Source organism: Bacillus sp. AFS029637, from assembly GCF_002584985.1.
Taxonomy (GTDB): domain Bacteria; phylum Bacillota; class Bacilli; order Bacillales; family Bacillaceae_G; genus Bacillus_A.
Genome location: NZ_NUPZ01000032.1, coordinates 1 through 22,910, shown reverse-complemented (window position 1 = coordinate 22,910; position 22,910 = coordinate 1). Strand labels below are relative to the sequence as shown.

Below are 22,910 nucleotides of genomic sequence, written 5' to 3'. Positions count from 1 at the left end.
TGATTTCATCCAGCTACAGCGGCTAGAATGTTCGGTGGCTTCGCTTCTTCCTACGAGGCAAAAAGCGCCTCTTTGTCAGAAGCTCCATCCCCCTCACATTCTAAACGAGCCGCTTCCGCTTTTGGTTTCATCCAGCTGCGCCTCCTAGCCCCTTCCGTCTAAGAACCTTCCGCACGAGAAAGTAAAAAACACTTTCTGTGCGAAAGAACCTTAGCCAACGGGGCTAAACAGTCGGCTCCGCTTTTGGTTTGATCAAGGGAAACGAGGGAATTGACCGAAGTCCGGACTGCGTTTTTCTTTGAACGCGTCGCGGCCTTCTTTTGCTTCGTCAGTTGTGTAGTACAATAACGTTGCATCTCCAGCTAGTTGTTGAATACCAGCTAGACCGTCTGTGTCTGCGTTGAATGCAGCTTTTAGGAAGCGAAGTGCCATTGGGCTGTTTGCTAAAATTTCTTGTGCCCATTGTACTGTTTCTGCTTCAAGTTCTTCTAATGGTACTACTGTGTTTACTAAGCCCATATCAAGCGCTTCTTGTGCGTTGTATTGACGGCATAGGTACCAAATTTCACGAGCTTTCTTGTGGCCTACCATACGAGCTAAGTAACCAGCTCCGTATCCACCGTCAAAGCTTCCTACTTTAGGACCTGTTTGTCCGAATACAGCGTTGTCTGCAGCGATTGTTAAGTCACATACGATATGAAGTACGTGTCCTCCACCGATTGCATAACCTGCTACCATTGCGATAACTGGTTTAGGAATTGCGCGAATTAGACGTTGTAAGTCTAATACGTTTAGACGTGGGATTTGGTCGTCACCTACATATCCGCCATGACCGCGAACTTTTTGGTCGCCGCCAGAACAGAATGCACGTCCACCTTCTCCTGTTAAAATGATAACGCCAACATTTGCATCATCACGAGCGTGTGCAAAAGCATTGATTAACTCCATTACCGTTTTAGGACGGAATGCGTTATGTACTTCAGGGCGGTTAATCGAAATCTTTGCGATACCATTGTATGTTGAATAAATAATATCTTCATAATTGCCTTCTGTTACCCATTCAATAGCCATTACTATTACCTCCTTGTATATTTCTGATCTCCTCTATAAGTGTGACTTCCTTCTTAGATGAAAAAAGCATCACTGCATAGTTTTTAGAAATCCCTTTACTATTGTATCAAACTTTTCCGGTTGTTCCACATGAATTGCATGGCCAGCACCATCAATTTTGACAAATTTCGCGTCAGAGACGTATTTTTTGATGTTTTTTAATATGCGAAAGAACTTTTCATCATACTCCCCATTCAATAAAAGAACGGGCATTTTGAAGCTTTCAAGCTCATTCCACCATGAAGGCTGAGCCCCTGTTCCCATGCCGCGCAGACTATTTGCAAGTCCTTTTTGATTGTTAGCAAGTCTTTCTTTTCGCACCGCTTCTTGTACATTTTGTGCTAAACGTTTTTGCGTTTCGAACAGCGGAATATTTTCCCACATCGATACAAAACTTTCTATGCCTTCTCGCTCAATTTTATGAGCAAGTCGTTCATCTTTTTCACGACGTTCTTTTCTATCCTCTTCACTTTCAAGACCAGCTGTACAATTTTCTAATATAAGAGATCGTACATACTCTGGATATAAGCAAGCCATTGTAATTGCCAATCTACCGCCCATCGAATAGCCCAGTATATGCGCTTTTTCAATATGAAGATGATCTAGTAGTTCTTTCATTTGCAATGCTACATTTCGGATATCATAATGCGTAACATCTTCAGGGCTTTCGGTCCTACCGTGCCCAACAAGATCTACTAGAATGATTTGAAACTGCTCGCTCCAAGAAGGAACAAAAGAACGCCACGTTTCCATACTTCCCGTAAAACCATGAAGGAGTAGAAGTGGTTCCCCGCTTCCGACTACCTCATATTCATACGATACACCTTGCAGCGTTACTTTCATCGTGATTCACCTTGCAGAGATGTAGTAATTACGTCCATTGTTTTTGCCCATAATGTACGGTGCAATGTTAAGTTTTCCTCACGGTTCGTGCAAATTTCCACAACGTGTAAACCTTCCGCCCTTGTTCCTTTTTGCACTTCTTCTCGGAAGTTTTCCCAACCATTTACACGGCTAAATGAACCGCCGTACATTTTGACAACATGCTCATAATCAAGTCCAATTGGTGTTCCAAATAAGGATTCGAAATGTTCCTTTTTCTCATACTGTGGTAAGAATGAGAAAATACCACCGCCGTCATTATTTACAACGACAATTGTTATGTTTAATTCATGTAATTTCGCTGCTAACAGTCCATTTAAATCATGATAAAACGATAAATCACCAATAACTAATACGAGCGGGTCACAAATAATACTCGCTCCTAAAGCTGTCGAGATGATTCCATCAATACCATTTACACCGCGGTTTGCCATCACTTGAATGTTTTTATCCGATGTGAAGAAAAATGAATCTGTATCACGAATTGGCATACTATTACTCGCAAATAATGTTGCACCTTCTGGTAGTACGCGTACAATATCCGTAATAACTTTTCCTTCAAATGCCGTTTCATATCCTTCTACTTCAAGAAGTGTTTCCTTCGTTTTTTCGTTTATATGTTGCCACATTTGGGACCAATCATTCTTTTTCATAACTGGCATTTTTTCTATTAATGCCTTACAGAATGCAATATCACTTGCTTGTACAACTTCTGTCGCAACAAGAGCTGGATCTCTCCATTGTCCAGATTCATCAACAACGATATGAACCGCTTTCGTTTGTTTTTTTATGAACTGCGTTAATGCTTTCGAAACGGGCATACCACCAAAGCGAATTAAAACCTCTGGCTTCCATGTTTCTTTTAACAGTTCATTTCGCAAAAATGTATCGTAACAATCAATCACCATCGTTTTATCGTGATGTCCGCTACGTATATGAGAAAGCGGATCTGCTAATATTGGATATCCCATTTTTTCGGCTAGTTCTACTGCCGATGCTGCAATTTCTGAATGACTATCGTCTCCACAAATAATAAGCCCCTTTTCCATATGTGAAAGGCGCCCTACAAGAGAATCTACATATTCACTCGGCATCACCGCGTTTCCTTGCTGAACTACTCCTGTATATTCACCACGTCCTTTATCCCATAAACTCTCTAATGAGAAATCCGGAATAAGTGGCTCGCGAACTGGAAAATTGAGATGAACAGGTCCTTGCGGCGCTAAACAAGCATTTGCTATCGCACGTTGCGTTGTCATGCGAGCGTAATGATACATCGCTTCACTTGCTTGTGGAAGTGCCATCTCTGTAAATTGCTTCACAAAAGTACCGTATAAATTAAATTGATTCATCGCTTGTGGTGCACCCACACCTCTTAATTCATGTGGTCTATCCGCTGTTAAGACGACAAGTGGCACTCGTGAATGAAAAGCTTCACATACAGCTGGATAATAGTTCGCTGCTGCCGTTCCTGACGTACATAATAATGCTACTGGACGTTTCTTCGCTTTTGCGATACCGAGCGCAAAAAATCCTGCAGATCTTTCGTCTACATGTAAATACGTGTTCATTCCTTCGTGTTGTTCCATTAGTAAAGCAATCGGCGTTGATCGTGAGCCTGGACTAATGACAACATCACATACATCTAGACGCGTCAGTTCATCCACGAACGCGCCTAAATAATATGATAATGCTTCTATATGATTGTTCATTTCATTAATTCCTCCAAAGCACCAAGCATCGGTCTAAACTTCAAACTTGTTTCTTCATATTCAAGTTGTGGTACTGAATCTATTACAATCCCACAACCGGCAAATAAGGATGCTTTCTCGCCATTTAATAAGCCACAGCGAAGCGCAACCGCAAATTCACCATTCCCTTCATCATCGATCCACCCAATCGGCGCACCGTACAATCCTCGGTCTAACAATTCCACATCACGAATCAGTTTCATCGCTTCCAAACGAGGTGTCCCGCCAAGAGCTGGCGTTGGATGCAGTTCTTCTACCATCGTTAAAAGACTCGCATCCCCTCTTGCTTCTACGGGCGTATATAAATGAATTAAGTTTTTCGTTGTTAATAAGCCCGGACTTTCCGGAATATTAACGGATTCGCAGTGCTCATTTAATACCGATCGGATCATATTAACAACATAACCGTGTTCAGCTAAATTCTTTTCATCATGAAGAAGCGTATTACCATTTTGTTTACTTTCTTCTATAGAATGACCATGACCGATTGAACCAGCAAGGCACATCGACGTAAATTTCTCATCTTCTTTACGAATCAATCTCTCTGGCGTCGCTCCTAAGAAGCATGCTCCTTTATAATCAAAAGAAAATACGTAACAATCCGGTTGTCCAATGCGAAGCGCTTCTAAAACAAGAGCAGAATCAATATGATGGTTCACCTCTACTTTTAGCTCCCTCGCCAATACAACCTTATGCACGTTCCCCTGCTTCATCTCATCTTGCACTTTTTCAATCGCCTTCATCCAGCCTTTCGGATCAACTTCTACTTTAGAAGTAACTGTTAATTTCAATCCTTCTAGCGCACATTTACTTTCCCCCAAAATTTTCTCTTCTAAAGAAATCATTTCGTTATAAAGAGTGTCTGCACAATCTGTTGCTGAAACAAATGTATTCATCGTTAACCATGCTTTTTCATTTTTTACAGTTAATAAAAATGCTGGTAGTGAAAACGTCGTATCTTTAAATTCTTTCCATAAGTCCGTTTTCTCTTTTTCCGGATCAAATGAAAATCCACCAAATAAAAGAGGTCCGGTGCCAAATTCATATTTATCCCTTTGTACAAATGCTTTCTCTTTTACTTTATCCCACTCATTACGAGCAGTTTGAAAGCGCTTATGAGAAGAATTTGCTATAGTGAAAACAGAACCAAGTCCTGCAAATATTACATGCTGAGCTGGGTCTGCAAAATAACATCTATTTTCGAATGAAGTCCTTTCTCCTGCTGCATAAAACAGAAGTGGATCCACCCAGTCTATTTGTTTTACAAAACTAACTAATGTTTTTTCGTTAGTTGCACGCTTAATGGCTGCAATCAGAACTTCTTGCAAGCCTTTTTGTTTCGTTTGAATCACAATTGTCTCCCCCCTATGGGCGAAAAATAGTCATAATTACGCTTGATTTTAAGATACACCTCAAACGAAAGGCCTGTCAACGTTTAGCATTTCTGAGAAATTCACCTTCTCTTCCTAGAAAATAAACGTTGACACTAAATGATGCTTTTTCTACACTTAATTGTGTACAATATGTGACTTAAGGAGGATTCAACATGGAAATGAACGTCGAAACGAATTCCTCTCCTACGGCGCCAAAGCCAAGTAAACAAACAGGCTGGCGCATTTGGTGGAGTTTACTACGTCCCCATACATTAACAGCCGCTTTCGTTCCTGTTTTCATCGGAACAGCATATGCGATGCAGGTCGGAGGTATAAATCAAATACATCTCCCTCTTTTCCTTATGATGCTTCTTGCTTGTCTTCTCATTCAAGCAGCAACAAACATGTTTAACGAATACTTTGATTATAAAAGAGGACTCGATCATGAAGGTTCAGTTGGTATCGGTGGTGCTATCGTTCGCGATGGTATTCAGCCAAAAACGGTACTGAACTTAGCATTTGGATTTTTTGGCATCGCAATGCTATTAGGTGTTTATATTTGTATGAATTCTAGCTGGTGGCTTGCTGCAATCGGTCTTGTTTGTATGGCCGTCGCTTACCTTTATACAGGTGGACCAATTCCAATTGCGTATACACCGTTTGGAGAATTAACAGCAGGATTATTTATGGGCGTCATTATTATTGGGATTTCATTCTTTATTCAAACAGGAACAGTAACATCTGAAGTGATTTTACTGTCTATCCCAAGTTCCATTTTAATTGGTGCAATTTTACTATCTAACAACATTCGTGACTTAGATGGCGATAAGGAAAATGGTCGTAAAACGTTAGCCATTCTCGTTGGACGCGAAAGAGCCATTGGTGTTCTCGCTTCTATGTTTATCGTTGCTTACATTTGGACAATTGCTTTAATTATCGTGGGCATCGTATCACCATGGATGCTTATCGTATTTTTAAGTGCACCGAAAGCATTTAAAGCGACGAAAGGTTTTATCGGCAAAAGCATTCCAATGGAAATGGCACCTGCGATGGTCGCAACAGCAAAAACAAATACAATCTTCGGTTTCCTAATGGGAATTGGATTACTACTTGGATATTTCCTATAAAAAGGAGCTGCTTATGCAGCTCTTTTTTTCATATCCTCACTTCTAAGCTAAAATTCATCTCATAATTCCTACTCCCAACGCTCATACTATGTAAAGAAACTGAATTGTAGGAAGGTGGACGACTATGCTAACTCCACAACAAATAAATCAATTTAAATCCGTTTTAGAAAAACAAAAACAAGAACTAGAGCAAACGATTCAAACACATGAAAATGAAGACCGTGCATCTGAACGCGATTCCGTTGGAGAATTATCTAGCTATGATAACCATCCGGCCGATATGGCAACAGAATTATATGAACGTGAAAAAGATTTCGGACTCATCGAGCTTTGGCATAAACAGCTAGAAGATACAAAACACGCCCTACAAAAAATAGAAGCTGGTACGTACGGCATTTGCGAAGTATCTGGCGTGGAAATTCCGTTTGAAAGACTAGAAGCAATGCCGACCGCTACAACGTGTATACAGCACGCGACAAATAAATTAAATATGGAGACGAGGCCCGTTGAAGAAGAAGTGTTATCTCCTTCTTTCCACAAGCACGATGAAGACCATTCTGTTGAATATGATGCAGAAGATGCTTGGCAAGATGTCGCAAATTACGGAACATCTGAAACACCGTCTGATTTAGAAAGACAAGATTCCAAAAACTATAATGGCATGTACGTAAATAGTGAGGAAAACGTAGGCTACGTAGAGGATTTCGAAAACTTTATCGGTACGGATATGTATGGGAAAAATCCGCAAGTTTTTGCAACAGAAGAACACGAAGAATATGAACAAATGCTTGATGATTTTGAAGAACGTACCTTCAAAGGCGAATTATCCTCAAATGAATCTAGTTCCAAAGAATAAAAAAAAGCATTCCGAAAATCGGAATGCTTTTTATCGCTAGCTAATTAGTTTTTTGTAACGTTAGCAGCTTGTGGTCCACGGTTACCTTCAACGATTTCGAAAGAAACTTCTTGACCTTCTTCTAAAGTTTTGAATCCGTCACCTTGGATAGCTGAGAAGTGAACGAATACATCGTCTCCACCTTCAACTTCGATGAAACCGAAACCTTTTTCGCTGTTGAACCATTTAACTTTACCTGTTTGCATGTCATGTACCTCCTAAATAAAAATGAAACTATGAATCCACATGAAAAGGTGGATATAAAGGACATGAATGTATAACAAGCTTACAGCCTTTAATTCAACGTGCTTTATTTCCGTACCACATTATGTAGCTCAATAGTGACTCAACTATATCACGCTATATCCAAAACGTCAAATGAGAACACTTTCATTTCATCGGTTTTTATAACATTAGTATAACCTTAAATTTTTATTCTATTTTATTCCAAAATTAACAAAAATACAGTACTCTAATTCTTTTAACTTCTGTACAATATAAGTATTACACATGATGAGGTGAAAAAATGCAAGCACATGAAATCGAGTATAAATTATATGGCGATGATATGCAGTTTGTTGAAATTGAGTTAGATCCAAAAGAAAGCGTTATTGCTGAAGCTGGCGCAATGATGATGATGGAAGATCATATCGAAATGGAAACGATTTTCGGCGATGGCTCTGGACCATCTGGTGGTCTATTCGGTAAATTAATGGGCGCTGGTAAACGTCTTGTTACAGGGGAAAGCATGTTTATGACTGTATTTACAAATACAGGTCACGGCAAACGCCACGTATCCTTTGCTGCTCCTTACCCTGGTAAAATTATTCCTGTTGATTTAACAGAATATCAAGGAAAAGTAGTTTGTCAAAAAGATGCCTTTCTTTGCGCTGCAAAAGGTGTTTCTATCGGTATTGAATTCACGAAAAAAATAGGTAGTGGTTTCTTCGGTGGTGAAGGTTTCATCATGCAGAAACTGGAAGGTGATGGCCTTGCTTTCATGCACGCTGGCGGAACAGTATATAAGCGTGAATTGAAACCTGGCGAAAAGCTTCGCATTGATACAGGTTGTCTCGTTGCTATGACAAAAGACGTTAACTATGATATTGAATTCGTAGGAAAAGTAAAAACAGCTCTATTTGGCGGCGAAGGTTTATTCTTCGCAACGTTAGAAGGTCCTGGAACTGTTTGGATTCAGTCCTTAACACTTAGCCGCTTAGCAGCACGCCTTACAAGCCCAGGAGCTCAAGGCAGTGGTGAAGGTAGTGTTTTAGGTGGACTTGGTCGTCTTTTAGATGGGAAAGAGTAGAAAGTGCCCTTATTGGGCACTTTTTATTTAGGTGGACTATATAAACCATTTTGAATCATATAATATTCCATCGCTTCATTAAGCCACGCCTCTTCTTCTTCCGTATAAGGAGAAGGCATCATATTATTATATTGTTCTTCTACATTCTCTAATTTACCTAGAGAATACATCGTCTCTTCACCGACATACTTAAGAGTCGCTTTCATATGTTCATCAACTAGCTTTTGCACTTCTGAATCCTCAATTCGTCTTCCAAACAACCTTTTCACTTCTGTTGCTAAACGCACAAATTCTTTATCAAGCGCTATGCTCTCTTCTTCTGGCTTATTATATAATCCATCAACCACTTCTTTTGATACATATTCTTCAAGCCATAAACGTTGCTCATTTTCTTTTTGAATACTGTTAATTAAACTCATTACTATGCCACTATCTACCTGTTCTTCTTCAAGGCATATTATCGTTCTTTCAATCGCCTTTATCGAGACTTCAATTTGTTTTTTCTTTTCTTCAAAGGCCTTTCTTTGTTGTTCCAATGTTTCTTTTAAACTTACATTCAAACTTGGCATTTTAAGCATAACGCGGATTTCTTCTAAACTATATCCTAATATTTTTAGACTCACTATTTTTTGTAATTCCAATACATCTTTGTTTTTATATATACGGTGTCCAGAATTCATATTTTTTTCAGGCTTAAGCAATCCAATTTCATCGTAATATTGTAGCGTTCGTATTGATGTTCCTGTTTTCTTTGAGAATTCACCAATCGAATAACTTTCCCCTTTACTCATCCTTCCCGCCTCCTAACAACATATTTATAAAAATCATACTTCCTCACGTAACTGTAGGTGCAAGCCTTTTTTCAAAAAGAATGAATCAAGTTCCTCACTGCATATATTTAAACTATACCTTTTCTTAAGGAGGGCTTCCTTAATGCGTACTCCTTTATCCTTCGATAAAGATACTGCCATACTGTTAGCATCTTGCTGCGATCTAACATATGAACAATATAAACAAAATGGGATTTTCGAAATACCGGATGGTTTTCAATATGTACAAGGCTTTCAAGGTAAAACCATTCAAACGACAGATTGGTTTGGATTCATACTGGAGTCTGAGGATACAATTATTATAGCTTTTCGAGGTACGCAAACAGATACAGACTGGATTATCGATTCACTCGTCAACCAAAAACCATATCCATATGCTCTCAATAGCGGAAATGTCCATAATGGCTTTCTTTCTATTTATGAATCATGCCGGGATTCTATTATGGATATGCTCGTATCGTTACCAGCCCATAAGAAACTTCTTGCAACAGGCCATAGCTTAGGGGGAGCACTCGCCACACTACACATATTAGATGCACGAATTAACACTGCCTTCGCACAGTATGGAATTTATACATTCGCCTCTCCAAAGGTTGGAGATGTTGCCTTTCGAAATTATTATAAACTGCAAGTAGCTAGTAGCTTTCGCTTCGTCAATTTATTTGATGTCGTTCCTCTTCTTCCACCACGAAATGTCCATTTTAACGATCAAGACTGGGAATATGTACACGTTCATCACAATATGACATTTACGAAAAACACAAAATCCATTACGAATAATCATTCCATTACAACATACAAAACATGTCTGACTTCTCATTTTTAACCAGTAAACATTTGGAAATCATATATTCTTATACTATAATAATATATGAAATTATTTTTTGGATGAGGGGACCTTACATGCTAAAATTTATCTTTGCACTTTTGCTCATTGCAATTTTTTCATTTACAGGTTTCTTTACATTTTCATACTTTGCGACAGGAGAATATGGTGGAACAGGCATAATATATACCGCTATTCCATTTCTTTCTTAAGCAAAATAAGTAAAACGAGCTTACTCTCATTAAGCTCGTTTTACTTTTCTAAGCGATTAAATTTTTGTTTTAAAAGTAAATACGTTTTTCCTCTCATATACAATTTTGCACATTTCAACATAATAAAGAAAAGTCCCTTCAAAAGGGACTTTCACTTAATATAGTTTAACGGTATTACCAATACCCCAAATTTCATTGCTATACTGCAAGATCGTTCGATCGCTCGCGAAATGACCAGATTGTGCAATATTCAAAATCGACATTTCTAGCCATTTCCTCCTATTTTCATAGGCTCTACCGACAGCTTCCTGTCTTTCCGCATATGGACTAAAATCTCGAAGAACGAAATATTCGTCATTTTGAATAACAAGAGAATCATAAATCGCTTCAAATTCAGCCCCTACATGTGTAAAGAAACCGTTCGTTAGCTGATCTACCACTTTTTTAATGTGCATATTGTGGTGATAATAATCACTTGCACGATATCCACCATTTTGATAGTAATGAAGAACCTCATCCGCCGTTAAGCCGAAAATGAAACAGGCTCCATCACCAACTCGGTCTTTTATTTCAATATTAGCTCCATCTAACGTTCCGAGTGTAATCGCACCATTCATCATAAATTTCATGTTCCCTGTTCCCGATGCTTCCTTACTCGCAGTTGAAATTTGCTCACTTACGTCAGCTGCTGGGAATATATCTTCCGCTAAAGAAACTCGGTAGTTTTCTAGAAAGATAACTTTCATAAATTGACTTACGTACGGATCATTATTTACTTTTCTTGCAAGTTCATTAATTAATTTAATAATCTTCTTCGCATAATAATAGCCTGGAGATGCTTTTGCTCCAAAAATAAAAGTACGCGGATAAAATGAAAAACTAGCATCCTCTTTCAAACGGTTATACAAATATAAAATATGAAGAACATTTAATAATTGTCGTTTGTATGCATGCAATCTTTTCACTTGCACATCAAAAATGGAATTTGGATCAATCGTAATCCCCATTTGATTATGAATGCGCTCCGCTAAAATAATCTTACGCTCTTGCTTTACATCAGCAAGCTTCTCTTGGAAACTAGCATCATACTGAAAAGTTTGCAATGCTTGCAGTTTAATCGGTTCTTTCTTCCACTCCGTTCCAATCGCCTCGGAAATGAGATTTGTTAGCTGCGAATTTGCTTTCATGAGCCAGCGCCTATGAGCAATTCCATTTGTTTTATTATTAAACTTATCTGGGTAAAACTCATAGAACAATCGCATTTCACGCTGTTTTAAAATTTCCGTATGAATTTTCGCTACACCGTTGACGCTATGGCTTCCAACAATCGCTAAATGAGCCATTTTCACAAGATCATGCGCAATAATCGCCATATTTTCAATGCGATGCCATTCATAAGGATAACGTTCCCAAAGCTCATGACAGAAACGTTCATTAATCTCTTCAATAATCATATATATTCTCGGTAATAACGGTTTAAAAATGTGAATTGGCCACTTCTCAAGCGCTTCTGATAACGTCGTATGATTCGTATAAGAAATCGTCTGCGTCGTTATATGCCAAGCTTCTTCCCATGCTAATTTTTCCTCGTCTAATAAAATACGCATCAATTCTGGAATCGCTAAAACCGGATGGGTATCGTTAATATGAATCGCAATTTTTTCATGCAACTGACGAAGGCTACCGTATCTTTCTCTATGCATACGAACGATATTTTGCAAGCTTGCTGATACGAGGAAATACTGTTGTTTCAAACGAAGTATTTTCCCCTCATCATGCGTATCATCTGGATATAAAAACTCAGATACAGCCTCTGTTTCACGCTTATACTTCAAAATATCTTTGCAATTTTGCGGGAAAGGAACTGGTTCCGCATTCCAAAGTCTGAGCGTATTTACAGTACTTGTCTCATAACCTACTACTGGAACGTCATATGGCACTGCCATAATCACTTCTGCATTCGTATGCCTGAACTCTAAACGTCCGTCAATGTTTAGCGGTTCAACATTGCCAAAATAACTTACTTCTACGGCTTGATCATATCTTCTTACTTCCCATACGTTTTCATGAAGAAGCCACTGTTCTGGAAATTCAACTTGATAACCATCAACAATTTTTTGATCAAATAAGCCATGTTTGTAACGAATTCCACAGCCGTGTCCTGGCAAGTTTAACGAAGCGAGTGAATCAAGGAAACAGGCTGCTAAACGCCCAAGTCCACCATTACCAAGACCTGCATCTGCTTCCACCTCTTCTAAATCGTGCAAAGAAATCCCGAGCTCAGACAGTCCTTGCTCACATACATCCTTGATGCCTAAATTTAATATGTTACTTCCAAGCAAACGTCCAAGTAAAAACTCAATGGATAAGTAATACATTTGCTTTTGCTCTCCAGCTCGGTAACTTTCATTCGTTGCAATCCATTGACTATTCATATACTCACGTACCATATGGCCGAGTGTATTATATTGATCACGAGTTGTAGAGTCTTTGAAACTTTTTCCGTACATCGTCTCTAACTTTTCTAGAAAAGCTGATTTGAAACTTTCAACATGAGTAAACATTTTTTCACCACCTACATGTTATTCCATGAGACTTTTATACAATTCCTTATAGGCAAGAGCTGATTTCCCCCAGCTATAATCTTCAGTCATCGCTTGCTTTACAAGCCTATCCCACACCGGTTTATCGTGATAAAACTCAATTGCACGGTGAACCGTATGCAACATGTCATGTGCATTGAAATTCGTGAAACTAAAACCATTTCCTTCTTCTGTTTCTTCATCGTAAGAATGTACAGTATCGTTCAATCCACCTGTCTCTCTTACAATCGGAATCGTACCGTATGCTAATGCAATAAGTTGTCCAAGTCCACATGGCTCAAACAGTGACGGCATTAAAAACAGGTCGCTTCCTGCATACACTTGATGCGCAAGTTCCTCATTAAACCCAATATACACCTTCACCTTCTCTGGATACTCATATGCCATCCATTCAAAGAACTGCTCGTATTCCGAATCGCCCGAACCTAAAATAATACATTGTACATCTTCCTCCATTATTTCGCGGAATACAGTACGTACTAAATCAAGTCCTTTTTGCTTCGTTAATCGTGTGACCATCGAAATGACTGGTGTATCTTCTTTTTCTGGCAAACCAAAATAACGCTGCAAGGCGCGCTTATTTTTACTCTTTTCATATAATGAATCTGCATCATACTGAGCCTTAATATACGAATCCGTTTCTGGATTATATACGCTCGTATCAATTCCATTTACAATGCCACTAAGCTTATCATTATATTTTCGTAATAATCCATCTAACTTCTCACCAAAAAATTCATATTGAATTTCTTCCTTATATGTCGGGCTAACCGCTGTAATTTGATCCGAAGCGATAATACCGCCTTTCATAAAGTTCACGTTTCCATAAAACTCTAGCTGCTCACTATGAAAATATTCATCACCAAGCTCTAGCAAGTCATACATCACTTCAGGAGGAAATACTCCTTGGAACTGCAAGTTGTGAATCGTATATACCGTTTTAATACGCTCATATAAAGGGTTATCTTGATACTTTTCACGAAGCAAGAAATTAACCATAGCCGTATGCCAATCGTGGCTATGAAGAACATCCACTTCGAAATCAAGATGCGGAATACACTCTAACACTGCTTTCGAAAAATAAGAAAAACGCTCCCCATCATCATAATGACCGTATAGGGAATCTCTCTTAAAGTAATATTCATTATCTATTAAGTAATACGTAATCCCGTCTTGTTCGCCTTTGAAAATACCGCAATATTGATTTCTCCACCCAAGCGGAACGTTGATGACTTTATGAAGCGTGCATCCATCTCTTAATTTTTGCGGAATAAGACTATAATTCGGAAGTATAACGCGAACATCTACACCTAATTTTTTTAGCTCTTTTGGGAGCGCACCCGCTACATCAGCTAATCCTCCCGATTTCACAAACGGTACACATTCTGATACTGCAAATAAAATATTCACTTGTTGTCCCACTGCGCGAAAAGCTAAAACTCCTTCTCTTGCAGCTTCCTCCCTTCGAGTTTTCATTTAAATTAAAACTTTAATCAGTGGGGACTCCCCCACTGATTCATTAAGAATAACTATTAATCGTACTGTTTTGAACGCTTCCTTTTTCTACAACATATGGCTCATCGACGGTTCCTTTTAACACGACACCGTCACCAATTTTCACATCTTTATCAATAATAACACCGTCTATTATACAGTTATCTCCAATTTGGCTCTTTTGCATAATAATGCTATTACGAACAATTGAACCTTTTCCAATTTTAACAGAACGGGAAACCACACTATTTTCTACTTCCCCTTCAATAATACTGCCGTTTGCAATCATTGTATTTTTCACAACTGCACCCTTTACGTAACGTGTTGGCGGCTCATCTTTTACTTTCGTAAAGATCGGTGCTTCTTTCTTAAATACTTGCTTCCAAATAGCAGGCTTCAAAATTTCTAGGCTATGTTTATAGTAACTTTCAATTGAGTCAATAATAGCTACATATCCTGTATGCTCATATGTAGCAATATGCAGTGATTTTCCGCGCTTTTCTCTCACTACATCGAATAAACTATATTGCTCCACATCTTTATATGTCTCAAATAAATCTAACAATAACTGTTTATTTAACACGTATGTTTGAAGCGAAACCCCTTCATGACAAACTTCAGTAATATCAGCTGACGTATGTATATGTCGCTCTAACACCGCTTGGAAATTTAATGCTGTTACGAGGTGACTATTCGTAATAACAACGTATTCTTCTCTAGCTCTTAGAAAATAATCAATATGTCTTCTAAAGTGTGCAAATGACCCAAATTCATCTTGGTCACATTGGCAGTTTGGCGGGAATAAAAACAGCCCGTCTCGTTTTCTATCTAAATCCCACTGTTTGCCTGATCCAACATGGTCCATCAATGAACGGTTTTTATGACTTGTAAACACCGCCACACTATGAATATTAGAATTCGCCATATTTGAAAGCATGAAATCAATGAGTCGATAACGGCCCCCAAACGGTAACGCCGCTAGTGAGCGATGCCCTGTTACTTTCTTTAAGGAAGGAAAACTTCCCGTTGCATTAATAATTCCTAACATTTTTTCTCCCATTCATTTCATCCCCCTTTTCTATTTCCCTTCAGCAATTAATACTACATCGTCAACATTTTTTTCCGGACGAATGATTGTTCCATCTTCAATAACCATTTCTGATCCAACAATCGCTCTTTCAATTACAACATTTTTACCAATCTTCGCTCCTGGCATAACGACAGAATCAATTACCATACTACCTTCTTCTACCGTTACTCCTTGGAATAAAACAGAATGCTTCACGTCCCCTTCAATAACGCATCCTTCGTTAATAAGTGATTCCTCTACTTTTGCCTGCTGTGCAATATATTGAGGTGGCTCATTTGGATTGACGGAATAAATACGCCAATTACGGTCATTTAAGTTCAGTGATGTTTCATCACGAAGTAAATCCATGTTCGCTTCCCATAAGCTTTTCACTGTTCCAACATCTTTCCAATATCCTTCGAACGGATACGCCATGAGCTTCTTCCCTTCATCTAATAAAAGCGGAAGTACATCTTTTCCGAAATCATTACTAGATTCAGGATTTCTTGCATCCATCTCTAAATACTCTTTCAAAATTGCCCAGTTAAAAATATAAATGCCCATTGATGCAAGATTACTTCTTGGAAATTGCGGTTTTTCTTCAAATTCAACAATTTCCATCTCTTCATTCGTATTCATAATACCAAAGCGACTCGCTTCATCCCAAGGCACTTCAATAACAGAAATTGAAACATCTGATTCTTTTTCAATATGGTAATCTAGCATTTTACTGTAATCCATTTTATAAATATGATCGCCTGATAAAATAAGGACATATTCCGGTTCATACTGACTTAAATAGTTTAAGTTTTGATAAATGGCACTTGCCGTACCTGTATACCACTTCACCCCTGAAGACTCCGCATAAGGAGGTAACACTGTGACTCCGCCGTTTACTCGGTCTAAATCCCACGCATTGCCGATTCCAATGTAATTATGAAGCTCAAGTGGTTGATATTGCGTCAAAATCCCAACAGTTTCAATACCAGAATTCGCACAGTTACTTAACGTAAAATCAATAATGCGATATTTACCACCAAATGGAACAGCTGGCTTGGCTAAATTTTTTGTTAATGCACTTAAACGACTACCTTTTCCCCCTGCTAGTAACATTGCTACGCACTTTTGTTTTTGAGCCATCTTGTTTTTTGCTCCCCTTTCTTGTCTTCACTGGTCGTAATATGGATACGCCAAATGGTGGAATTGTAATTTCTACATGTGCCGCTTGATTATGATACGGTTCTAGAATCGTCTTGAGACGTTTTTTATTCACTTGACCCGAACCGCCATATTGCTCAGCATCACTATTTAAAATCTCGTTATAATACTCAAAATCTGGTACACCTACTTTATAGTTTTCATATGTAGCTTTCGTAAAATTACATACGACAACTAACGCATCTTCTTTCTTATCCCCTTGGCGGATAAATGTGAAAATACTTTGCTCATTATTATTAGCATCAATCCACTGAAACCCTTCAGGTGAATGATCAAGCTGCCAAAGTGGTTTGGAGCGCTTATACAATGCTATGAGCTCTTTAAAGTAATCATGCATATAACGATGCATTTCAAAATCATGTAAATTCCAATCTAAATCTTCAAGGTCTTTCCACTCATCAAACTGCCCGAATTCTCCTCCCATGAAAAGTAATTTCTTTCCTGGGTGCGTAAAGAAATATCCATATAATAAACGAAGTTGAGCAAATTTATCCCAGTAATCTCCTGGCATTTTATTTAACAATGACTTTTTCCCATGAACGACTTCATCATGAGAAAGCGGTAATATGAAGTTTTCTGAATAAGCATATAGTAAAGAAAACGTCATTTTTTCATGAATGTGTTTCCTATATTCAGGTGCACACTCCATATATTTCAGCACGTCATTCATCCAGCCCATATTCCATTTGTAATTGAACCCAAGCCCACCTTCATACGTTGGAGCTGTTACAAGCGGCCAAGCTGTTGAATCTTCTGCTGTCATAAGAAAATCTTCGTCTTCTGCAAATACCGCCTCATTTAATTCTCGTAAAAATGAAACAGCATGCTCATTACTTTGCTCCTGTCCTTCTTTATTCCAGAACAACATATTCGCAACTGCATCCACCCTGAAACCATCAATATGGAAATATCTCATCCAAAATAACGCATTTGAAATTAAGAAATTACGTACTTCCCTCTTTCCTAAATCGAAATTGACAGTTCCCCATACTGTGTTTTCTTGTACATCTTTATCTTTATATTCATAGGTCGGTGTCCCATCAAACAAATATAAACCGTGAGCATCTTTGCAAAAATGCCCCGGCACCCAATCTAAAATGACACCGATTCCATATTTATGACATTCATCGACAAAATGCATCAAATCGTGCGGTGTGCCGAATCTACTCGTCGCTGCATAATATCCCGTTCCTTGATACCCCCAAGAACGATCATACGGATGCTCAACAAGTGGCATAATTTCAATATGTGTAAATTGATGTTCCACCACATACGGAATGAGTTCTTCTGCCATTTCCCTGTAAGAATACAGGGCTCCATCTTCTTTCTTTTTCCAAGAGCCAAAATGCAATTCATACACTGCCATCGCTTCTTTATACACTGATTTTTTCTTTTTCTTGCGACTCCAGTTTTTATCATTCCATTCATATCCCTTTATATCAAAAACTACAGATGCCGTATTCGGTCTTACTTCTGCATATACAGCATACGGATCTGCTTTTAAAATGACGTCACCAGCCATCGTTTCAATCGCATATTTATATATTTCCCTTTCTTCAATATGCGGTATAAACAAAGACCAAATTCCCTCTTCTGTCACTTGTAGCATCTTATGTTGCTCATAATCCCACTCATTAAAATCTCCAACAACACTCATTGCTTTCGCATGAGGAGCCCATACTGTAAATCGTACCCCTCGCATCTCATCCTCCGTCACAACATGTGCGCCAAAGATGTTATAGCTTTCATAGTACTTTTCTGCATGAAACTCATCTCGTTTCACTTCTTCACAATTTATTACACTCAATATGCTCACCTCACTAAGATGACAGAATTTTTTATACTTTAAACCATTTCTGCAAAAAACTGAAATATCCTTGTTAATTTATAAAAAATATACGTTTTTTTCTTAAAAACGTTGAACTTTTTTCACATTTCCATATAAAATATCGAATTTTGACGAATATTCATTGAAAACGCTTTATTTTTCATCTATATTCCATACTATTATTTATTTCTCAACCCTTATTTTATTAGATTTATCCCATTTCCCATGCTATTTTCACTCAAAACGGGCGTGAAATAACCTGTCGTACAAAAATGTTTCTCAACATTTTTCGTCACAATTGTATTGAATTGAAAAATTCATGGGCATATGCTTGTTCACAATAAAGAACATTGAACCTTCGAAAATATAATTCATACTGAACTACTCTGTTTACCCTATCTATACTCCATGCGAAAGTTCGATAAAAATTTTTTACTAGGAGGCTTTCTTATGTCATTCAAACAAAAGGTTGGAATGGGAGTTGTCACAGCTTCACTTAGCCTATGACTTACATGTGGCGGTGTATTTGCCTATTTCGGTCATTCCCAAGCGTCTAACAATGAAATTAGGGCTAACAACCTAAAAAATAATAAAGAGCACTCTATTTAAAGTAGAGTGCTCTTTTTCTATAAACGACCTTTATCCAGCAAAAGGGGTATATTGGGGATATACAAGGGAAACCGGAAAAGGAATTTATATGAATTTATATAAAAATTCAGAGGCAGGCAGCAGTTTCCCACCTCCAAATTATTTAACAATTATTATAGTACTGGTGCCATTGTTTCTTTTAATACTTTTACAGAATGAGCGAATTTCGCTTTTTCTTCTTCATTTAGCTCAAGCTCTACGATTTCACGTACACCTTGGCGGTTAATTACAGCTGGAACACCTACGTAAGCATCTTTCTCACCGTATTGGCCTTCAAGGTATGCAGATACAGTTAATACGCTGTTCTCGTTGCTTAAAATCGCTTTAGTTACACGAAGTAGTGACATACCGATTCCGTAGTAAGTTGCACCTTTACGTTCGATGATATGGTAAGCTGCATCGCGTACGTTTTCAAAGATTTTATCTAAATCTTCTTGATTGTATTGTTCGTTGTTCGCTAAGATTGTTTCTAGTTTTTGTACACCTACAGTAGCGTGGCTCCATACTGGAAGTTCAGTGTCACCGTGCTCACCAACGATGTAAGCATGAACGTTACGTGGATCTACATCTAAGTAGTCACCTAACATGTAACGGAAACGAGCAGAGTCTAAAGTAGTACCAGAACCGATTACGCGCTCTTTTGGTAAACCAGATTCTTTCCAAGTTACGTAAGTTAAAATATCAACTGGGTTTGTTGCGATTAAGAAGATTCCATCGAATCCGCTATCCATAATACCGCGAACGATTTGTTTAAAGATTTTTGTATTTTTTTCAACTAAGTCTAAACGAGTTTCGCCTGGCTTTTGTGGTAATCCAGCAGTGATAACAACTAAATCTGCATCTTTACAATCTGCATAACTACCGCTCCAAACTTTTGTTGCTGCTGGAGAGAATGGTACCGCATGGCTTAAGTCCATTGCTTCCCCTTCTGCTTTTGCTTCATTAACATCTACTAATACGAATTCTTCAGCTACACCTTGATTGATCATTGAGTAAGCGTAACTACAACCTACAGCTCCTGTTCCTACTAATACTACACGATTGATACCTTTTTTCATGATAATTTCCCCTCTCTATTGTTCACATATATTTTTTTATGATTGTTTAAGTAATTAATTAAAATACTAATTTAATGTTGTTTAACTTCTTTACATTCATATTGTAGCACGTATTATTGTGAATTACTTCACAAATTATGACCTATTTGTGAACTTTTTCACATAGAGTGTAAAGTTATTGGGATAGGTGTGGAATCCATTTCAATGGAGGCGTTTTCTTTAGATTGTGAACGGGATTTTTTGCATTTTTGTCGGTAAGTGAAATTATATCAGCGATTTTTAGAATATATCGACCGTAACTCCAAATATATCAGCGATTTTTGAAATTTATCGACCATAACTCAAATTATATCAGCGATTTTTGCGATATATCGACTTAACGACAAAACTCGACAATAATAACAGCATAAAAAAGCTGTCTCCAATAGGTCACTTATTAAGAGACAGCTTCTTCTATATATTATTTATTTTCCGCAGTAGCCCCTAACACAGCGGCCTTTACGTAATTTTGACCGTTTAATTGCTGTAAATCCGCAGCCGTTCCTGTTACGACCACTCCAATAACTTTTACATCTTCCTCACTTGGTTTTGTCTTCTTTCCTTTTAGATAATCATATATACGTTCATATTCCCCGTAATACTTTCCCTTTTGCTCCAGTCCATTTTGAATCGCTAACAGGAAATCTTTTTCTGTTCCATTTCCAAATTCAATATCGCCTGGTTTTGCTTTAAAGCCGTACACATTATAAGCACTTTCAGTCATATCATCAATATGATACGATTTTTTATCATAATATGTATCTACCCAATACCAAACAGGGTGAACTCCTTCTGGTAGCATCTCTTTTATTTCAGATACTTTATACGGTTTATCAAAAGAGATAGCGAATTCAGCTACTTTATTTTCACCTTTTACTTTTCCTATATCATTTATATAACTATTATATGAAGCAAAAGGAAGATAAAACTGCATCTCTCTTTCCATCGTTTGATTGTTATACAATTCACTTGTCTTATTAATACGTTCATTCCCTATTACAACATTATCAGCTATTGTTAATGGGTTTACATTCGATAATTGGCGAAATGTATTCCAAACTTTATACTCATACACTTCATCTTCCCACTTAACAGGTTTCCCCTCAATAACCTTATATGTTTTATACTCTACTGTGCTTTTAAATACACCGTTTGAAGTAATTGCTATGCCTCTCTCTGTATTAGGTCTTGTAATTTGTCTTATCATATTTAAATCACGATCCATAGCTAAGTAAGCTCTATTATTCAATTGTGAAATTACTATTATAAAACTAAAGAATAGAACAATAAAAAGTGAAATCGAAATCACTGTAATTTTTAATAATTGTCTTCGCTTCGCCTTCTTCAACATTGTTGATACTTTACTTGAATCTATATCAAGATCAAATTCATCTCTGCCCATTTTCAAACCTCCTATAAAGCTTTTTAAACTCATTGCGAGCCCTATACAATGAAACACGCACTGTCTCTTCTTTCATCTCTAATACGGTTCCTATTTCCTTATAAGAAAGTTCATAATCATACTTTAATAATAAAATATGTTTATATACCGGATTCATCTTTTCAAGTATGTTTTGTATTTCTACTTGAAGTTCTTTTTTTAAAATTGGTTCATCTAATCCTTTTGCTCCAATTAATTGAACAGATTCAATCGGAATTTCTTCAATACGCTTTTGCCTTCTTGCAAGATCACGATGCCTATTAATCGCAACTTGAAATAACCATGTTTTTATATACGTAATTTTCATATTCGGTATAGATAATAATGCCTTATGCATCGTATCTTGAACGATATCCTCTGCCTCTACTGGTGTTACTCCAATTTTAAGCAAGTATCTATAAATACTTTTAGATGATTCTATAATAACTTTTTCATACTCCATTGCTCTCTCCTTTCTATTAGTTAGACGATTTAAATAGAAAAAAGTATACAAGAAATCCATAAAAAAAAGCAGACTATCCAAAGTCCGCTTTTACACAACAAAAAAGAGATAGCAGATTATGCTATCTCTTTTAGTATGACCCGTACGGGATTCGAACCCGTGTTACCGCCGTGAAAGGGCGGTGTCTTAACCACTTGACCAACGGGCCAGTTCTGGCAGAGAAGAAGGGATTCGAACCCTCGCACCGCGTTCGCGATCTACTCCCTTAGCAGGGGAGCCCCTTGAGCCACTTGGGTACTTCTCTATAATATGGCTCCGCAGGTAGGACTCGAACCTACGACCGATCGGTTAACAGCCGATAGCTCTACCACTGAGCTACTGCGGAACAATTATGGTGGGCCTAAATGGACTCGAACCATCGACCTCACGCTTATCAGGCGTGCGCTCTAACCAGCTGAGCTATAGGCCCATAATTGAAAAGCGGGTGAAGAGAATCGAACTCTCGACCAGAGCTTGGAAGGCTCTTGTTTTACCACTAAACTACACCCGCATTAAATTGTAAATGGTGAGCCATGAAGGACTCGAACCTTCGACCCTCTGATTAAAAGTCAGATGCTCTACCAACTGAGCTAATGGCTCATTTTGAAAGTGGTGCCGACTAGAGGACTTGAACCCCCAACCTACTGATTACAAGTCAGTTGCTCTACCAATTGAGCTAAGTCGGCTTGCGACTTCAAAATGGTGGCTCGGGACGG

19 protein-coding genes and 7 tRNA genes are annotated in these 22,910 nt (G+C 38.0%); 5 read left to right on the top strand and 21 right to left on the bottom strand.

Annotated features, from left to right (window positions below; all coding sequences use genetic code 11):
• Positions 1–252: 252 nt before the first annotated feature.
• The 4 genes from menB to COE49_RS16975 all read right to left on the bottom strand — a co-directional run bounded on the left by menB (position 253) and on the right by COE49_RS16975 (position 5,095).
• A complete protein-coding gene (gene menB / locus COE49_RS16990; protein WP_000963892.1) occupies positions 253–1,071 on the bottom strand; it encodes a 1,4-dihydroxy-2-naphthoyl-CoA synthase in 819 nt (272 codons plus the stop codon).
• Between the two features lie 69 nt (positions 1,072–1,140).
• A complete protein-coding gene (menH, locus tag COE49_RS16985) occupies positions 1,141–1,953 on the bottom strand; it encodes a 2-succinyl-6-hydroxy-2,4-cyclohexadiene-1-carboxylate synthase (protein WP_098253020.1) in 813 nt (270 codons plus the stop codon).
• Positions 1,950–3,704 carry a 2-succinyl-5-enolpyruvyl-6-hydroxy-3-cyclohexene-1-carboxylic-acid synthase gene (gene menD, locus COE49_RS16980; protein WP_098841408.1) on the bottom strand — a complete coding sequence of 585 codons (1,755 nt, stop codon included), beginning with the start codon at positions 3,702–3,704 and terminating at the stop codon, positions 1,950–1,952. The genes menH and menD overlap by 4 nt, the downstream gene beginning before the upstream one ends.
• Positions 3,701–5,095 (bottom strand): isochorismate synthase, encoded by a 1,395-nt coding sequence (locus tag COE49_RS16975; protein ID WP_098858551.1) that lies wholly within the window; start codon positions 5,093–5,095, stop codon positions 3,701–3,703. Before COE49_RS16975 ends, menD begins: the two co-directional genes overlap by 4 nt.
• A gap of 194 nt (positions 5,096–5,289) precedes the next feature.
• On the opposite strand from COE49_RS16975, the gene COE49_RS16970 reads away from it, so the two are divergent.
• Together COE49_RS16970 and COE49_RS16965 are read left to right on the top strand one after the other, a co-directional pair.
• A complete protein-coding gene (locus tag COE49_RS16970) occupies positions 5,290–6,243 on the top strand; it encodes a 1,4-dihydroxy-2-naphthoate polyprenyltransferase (protein WP_098858553.1) in 954 nt (317 codons plus the stop codon).
• Between the two features lie 124 nt (positions 6,244–6,367).
• On the top strand, positions 6,368–7,099 hold the full coding sequence (locus COE49_RS16965) for a yteA family sporulation protein (RefSeq protein WP_088232896.1): 732 nt from the start codon (positions 6,368–6,370) through the stop codon (positions 7,097–7,099).
• Positions 7,100–7,143: 44 nt separating this feature from the next.
• Here the strand turns inward: COE49_RS16965 and cspD are convergent, their stop codons facing one another.
• On the bottom strand, positions 7,144–7,344 hold the full coding sequence (gene cspD, locus COE49_RS16960) for a cold-shock protein CspD (RefSeq protein ID WP_001193054.1): 201 nt from the start codon (positions 7,342–7,344) through the stop codon (positions 7,144–7,146).
• 320 nt (positions 7,345–7,664) lie between these two features.
• Here cspD and COE49_RS16955 point away from each other — a divergent pair, with 320 nt between their 5' ends.
• Positions 7,665–8,447, top strand: coding sequence for a TIGR00266 family protein (locus COE49_RS16955; RefSeq protein ID WP_088232897.1), 783 nt, complete (start codon positions 7,665–7,667; stop codon positions 8,445–8,447).
• Positions 8,448–8,470: 23 nt separating this feature from the next.
• Here the strand turns inward: COE49_RS16955 and COE49_RS16950 are convergent, their stop codons facing one another.
• Positions 8,471–9,238 carry a MerR family transcriptional regulator gene (locus COE49_RS16950; protein ID WP_088232898.1) on the bottom strand — a complete coding sequence of 256 codons (768 nt, stop codon included), beginning with the start codon at positions 9,236–9,238 and terminating at the stop codon, positions 8,471–8,473.
• Positions 9,239–9,380: 142 nt separating this feature from the next.
• Between COE49_RS16950 and COE49_RS16945 the strand changes: the two genes are divergently transcribed.
• Complete coding sequence (locus COE49_RS16945) at positions 9,381–10,103, top strand: lipase family protein (RefSeq protein ID WP_088232899.1); 723 nt, start codon at positions 9,381–9,383, stop codon at positions 10,101–10,103.
• Between the two features lie 77 nt (positions 10,104–10,180).
• Positions 10,181–10,315 (top strand): hypothetical protein, encoded by a 135-nt coding sequence (locus tag COE49_RS28065; RefSeq protein WP_088232900.1) that lies wholly within the window; start codon positions 10,181–10,183, stop codon positions 10,313–10,315.
• Between the two features lie 155 nt (positions 10,316–10,470).
• Here COE49_RS28065 and glgP read toward each other — a convergent pair whose 3' ends face one another.
• The 15 genes from glgP to COE49_RS16860 form a co-directional block, all read right to left on the bottom strand.
• Positions 10,471–12,879 (bottom strand): glycogen phosphorylase, encoded by a 2,409-nt coding sequence (glgP, locus tag COE49_RS16935; RefSeq protein ID WP_098253026.1) that lies wholly within the window; start codon positions 12,877–12,879, stop codon positions 10,471–10,473.
• Between the two features lie 18 nt (positions 12,880–12,897).
• Positions 12,898–14,328 carry a glycogen synthase GlgA gene (gene glgA / locus COE49_RS16930; protein ID WP_088232909.1) on the bottom strand — a complete coding sequence of 477 codons (1,431 nt, stop codon included), beginning with the start codon at positions 14,326–14,328 and terminating at the stop codon, positions 12,898–12,900.
• Positions 14,329–14,437: 109 nt separating this feature from the next.
• Positions 14,438–15,472 (bottom strand): glucose-1-phosphate adenylyltransferase subunit GlgD, encoded by a 1,035-nt coding sequence (gene glgD / locus COE49_RS16925; RefSeq protein WP_088232902.1) that lies wholly within the window; start codon positions 15,470–15,472, stop codon positions 14,438–14,440.
• Between the two features lie 18 nt (positions 15,473–15,490).
• Positions 15,491–16,621: a glucose-1-phosphate adenylyltransferase gene (gene glgC, locus COE49_RS16920; protein ID WP_088232903.1), complete on the bottom strand. Its 1,131-nt coding sequence runs from the start codon at positions 16,619–16,621 to the stop codon at positions 15,491–15,493.
• The gene (gene glgB, locus COE49_RS16915) at positions 16,569–18,506 is read right to left on the bottom strand and encodes a 1,4-alpha-glucan branching protein GlgB (RefSeq protein ID WP_098945968.1); all 1,938 of its coding nucleotides are present in this window, start codon (positions 18,504–18,506) and stop codon (positions 16,569–16,571) included. The genes glgC and glgB overlap by 53 nt, the downstream gene beginning before the upstream one ends.
• A 782-nt stretch (positions 18,507–19,288) precedes the next feature.
• Positions 19,289–20,233 (bottom strand): L-lactate dehydrogenase, encoded by a 945-nt coding sequence (locus COE49_RS16905; protein WP_088232905.1) that lies wholly within the window; start codon positions 20,231–20,233, stop codon positions 19,289–19,291.
• 460 nt (positions 20,234–20,693) lie between these two features.
• A complete protein-coding gene (locus COE49_RS16900) occupies positions 20,694–21,674 on the bottom strand; it encodes an anti sigma factor C-terminal domain-containing protein (protein WP_088232906.1) in 981 nt (326 codons plus the stop codon).
• On the bottom strand, positions 21,661–22,155 hold the full coding sequence (locus COE49_RS16895) for an RNA polymerase sigma factor (protein WP_098253027.1): 495 nt from the start codon (positions 22,153–22,155) through the stop codon (positions 21,661–21,663). The genes COE49_RS16900 and COE49_RS16895 overlap by 14 nt, the downstream gene beginning before the upstream one ends.
• Positions 22,156–22,291: 136 nt before the next feature.
• Positions 22,292–22,363 (bottom strand) — tRNA-Glu (locus COE49_RS16890).
• 5 nt (positions 22,364–22,368) lie between these two features.
• A tRNA-Ser gene (locus COE49_RS16885) sits at positions 22,369–22,459 on the bottom strand.
• A 6-nt stretch (positions 22,460–22,465) separates the two neighbouring features.
• A tRNA-Asn gene (locus COE49_RS16880) sits at positions 22,466–22,540 on the bottom strand.
• Between the two features lie 7 nt (positions 22,541–22,547).
• Positions 22,548–22,624 (bottom strand) — tRNA-Ile (locus COE49_RS16875).
• A 10-nt stretch (positions 22,625–22,634) separates the two neighbouring features.
• Positions 22,635–22,705 (bottom strand) — tRNA-Gly (locus tag COE49_RS16870).
• A 13-nt stretch (positions 22,706–22,718) separates the two neighbouring features.
• Positions 22,719–22,794: transfer RNA gene (locus COE49_RS16865), tRNA-Lys, on the bottom strand.
• 10 nt (positions 22,795–22,804) lie between these two features.
• Positions 22,805–22,880, bottom strand: a tRNA-Thr gene (locus COE49_RS16860).
• Positions 22,881–22,910 lie beyond the last annotated feature (30 nt).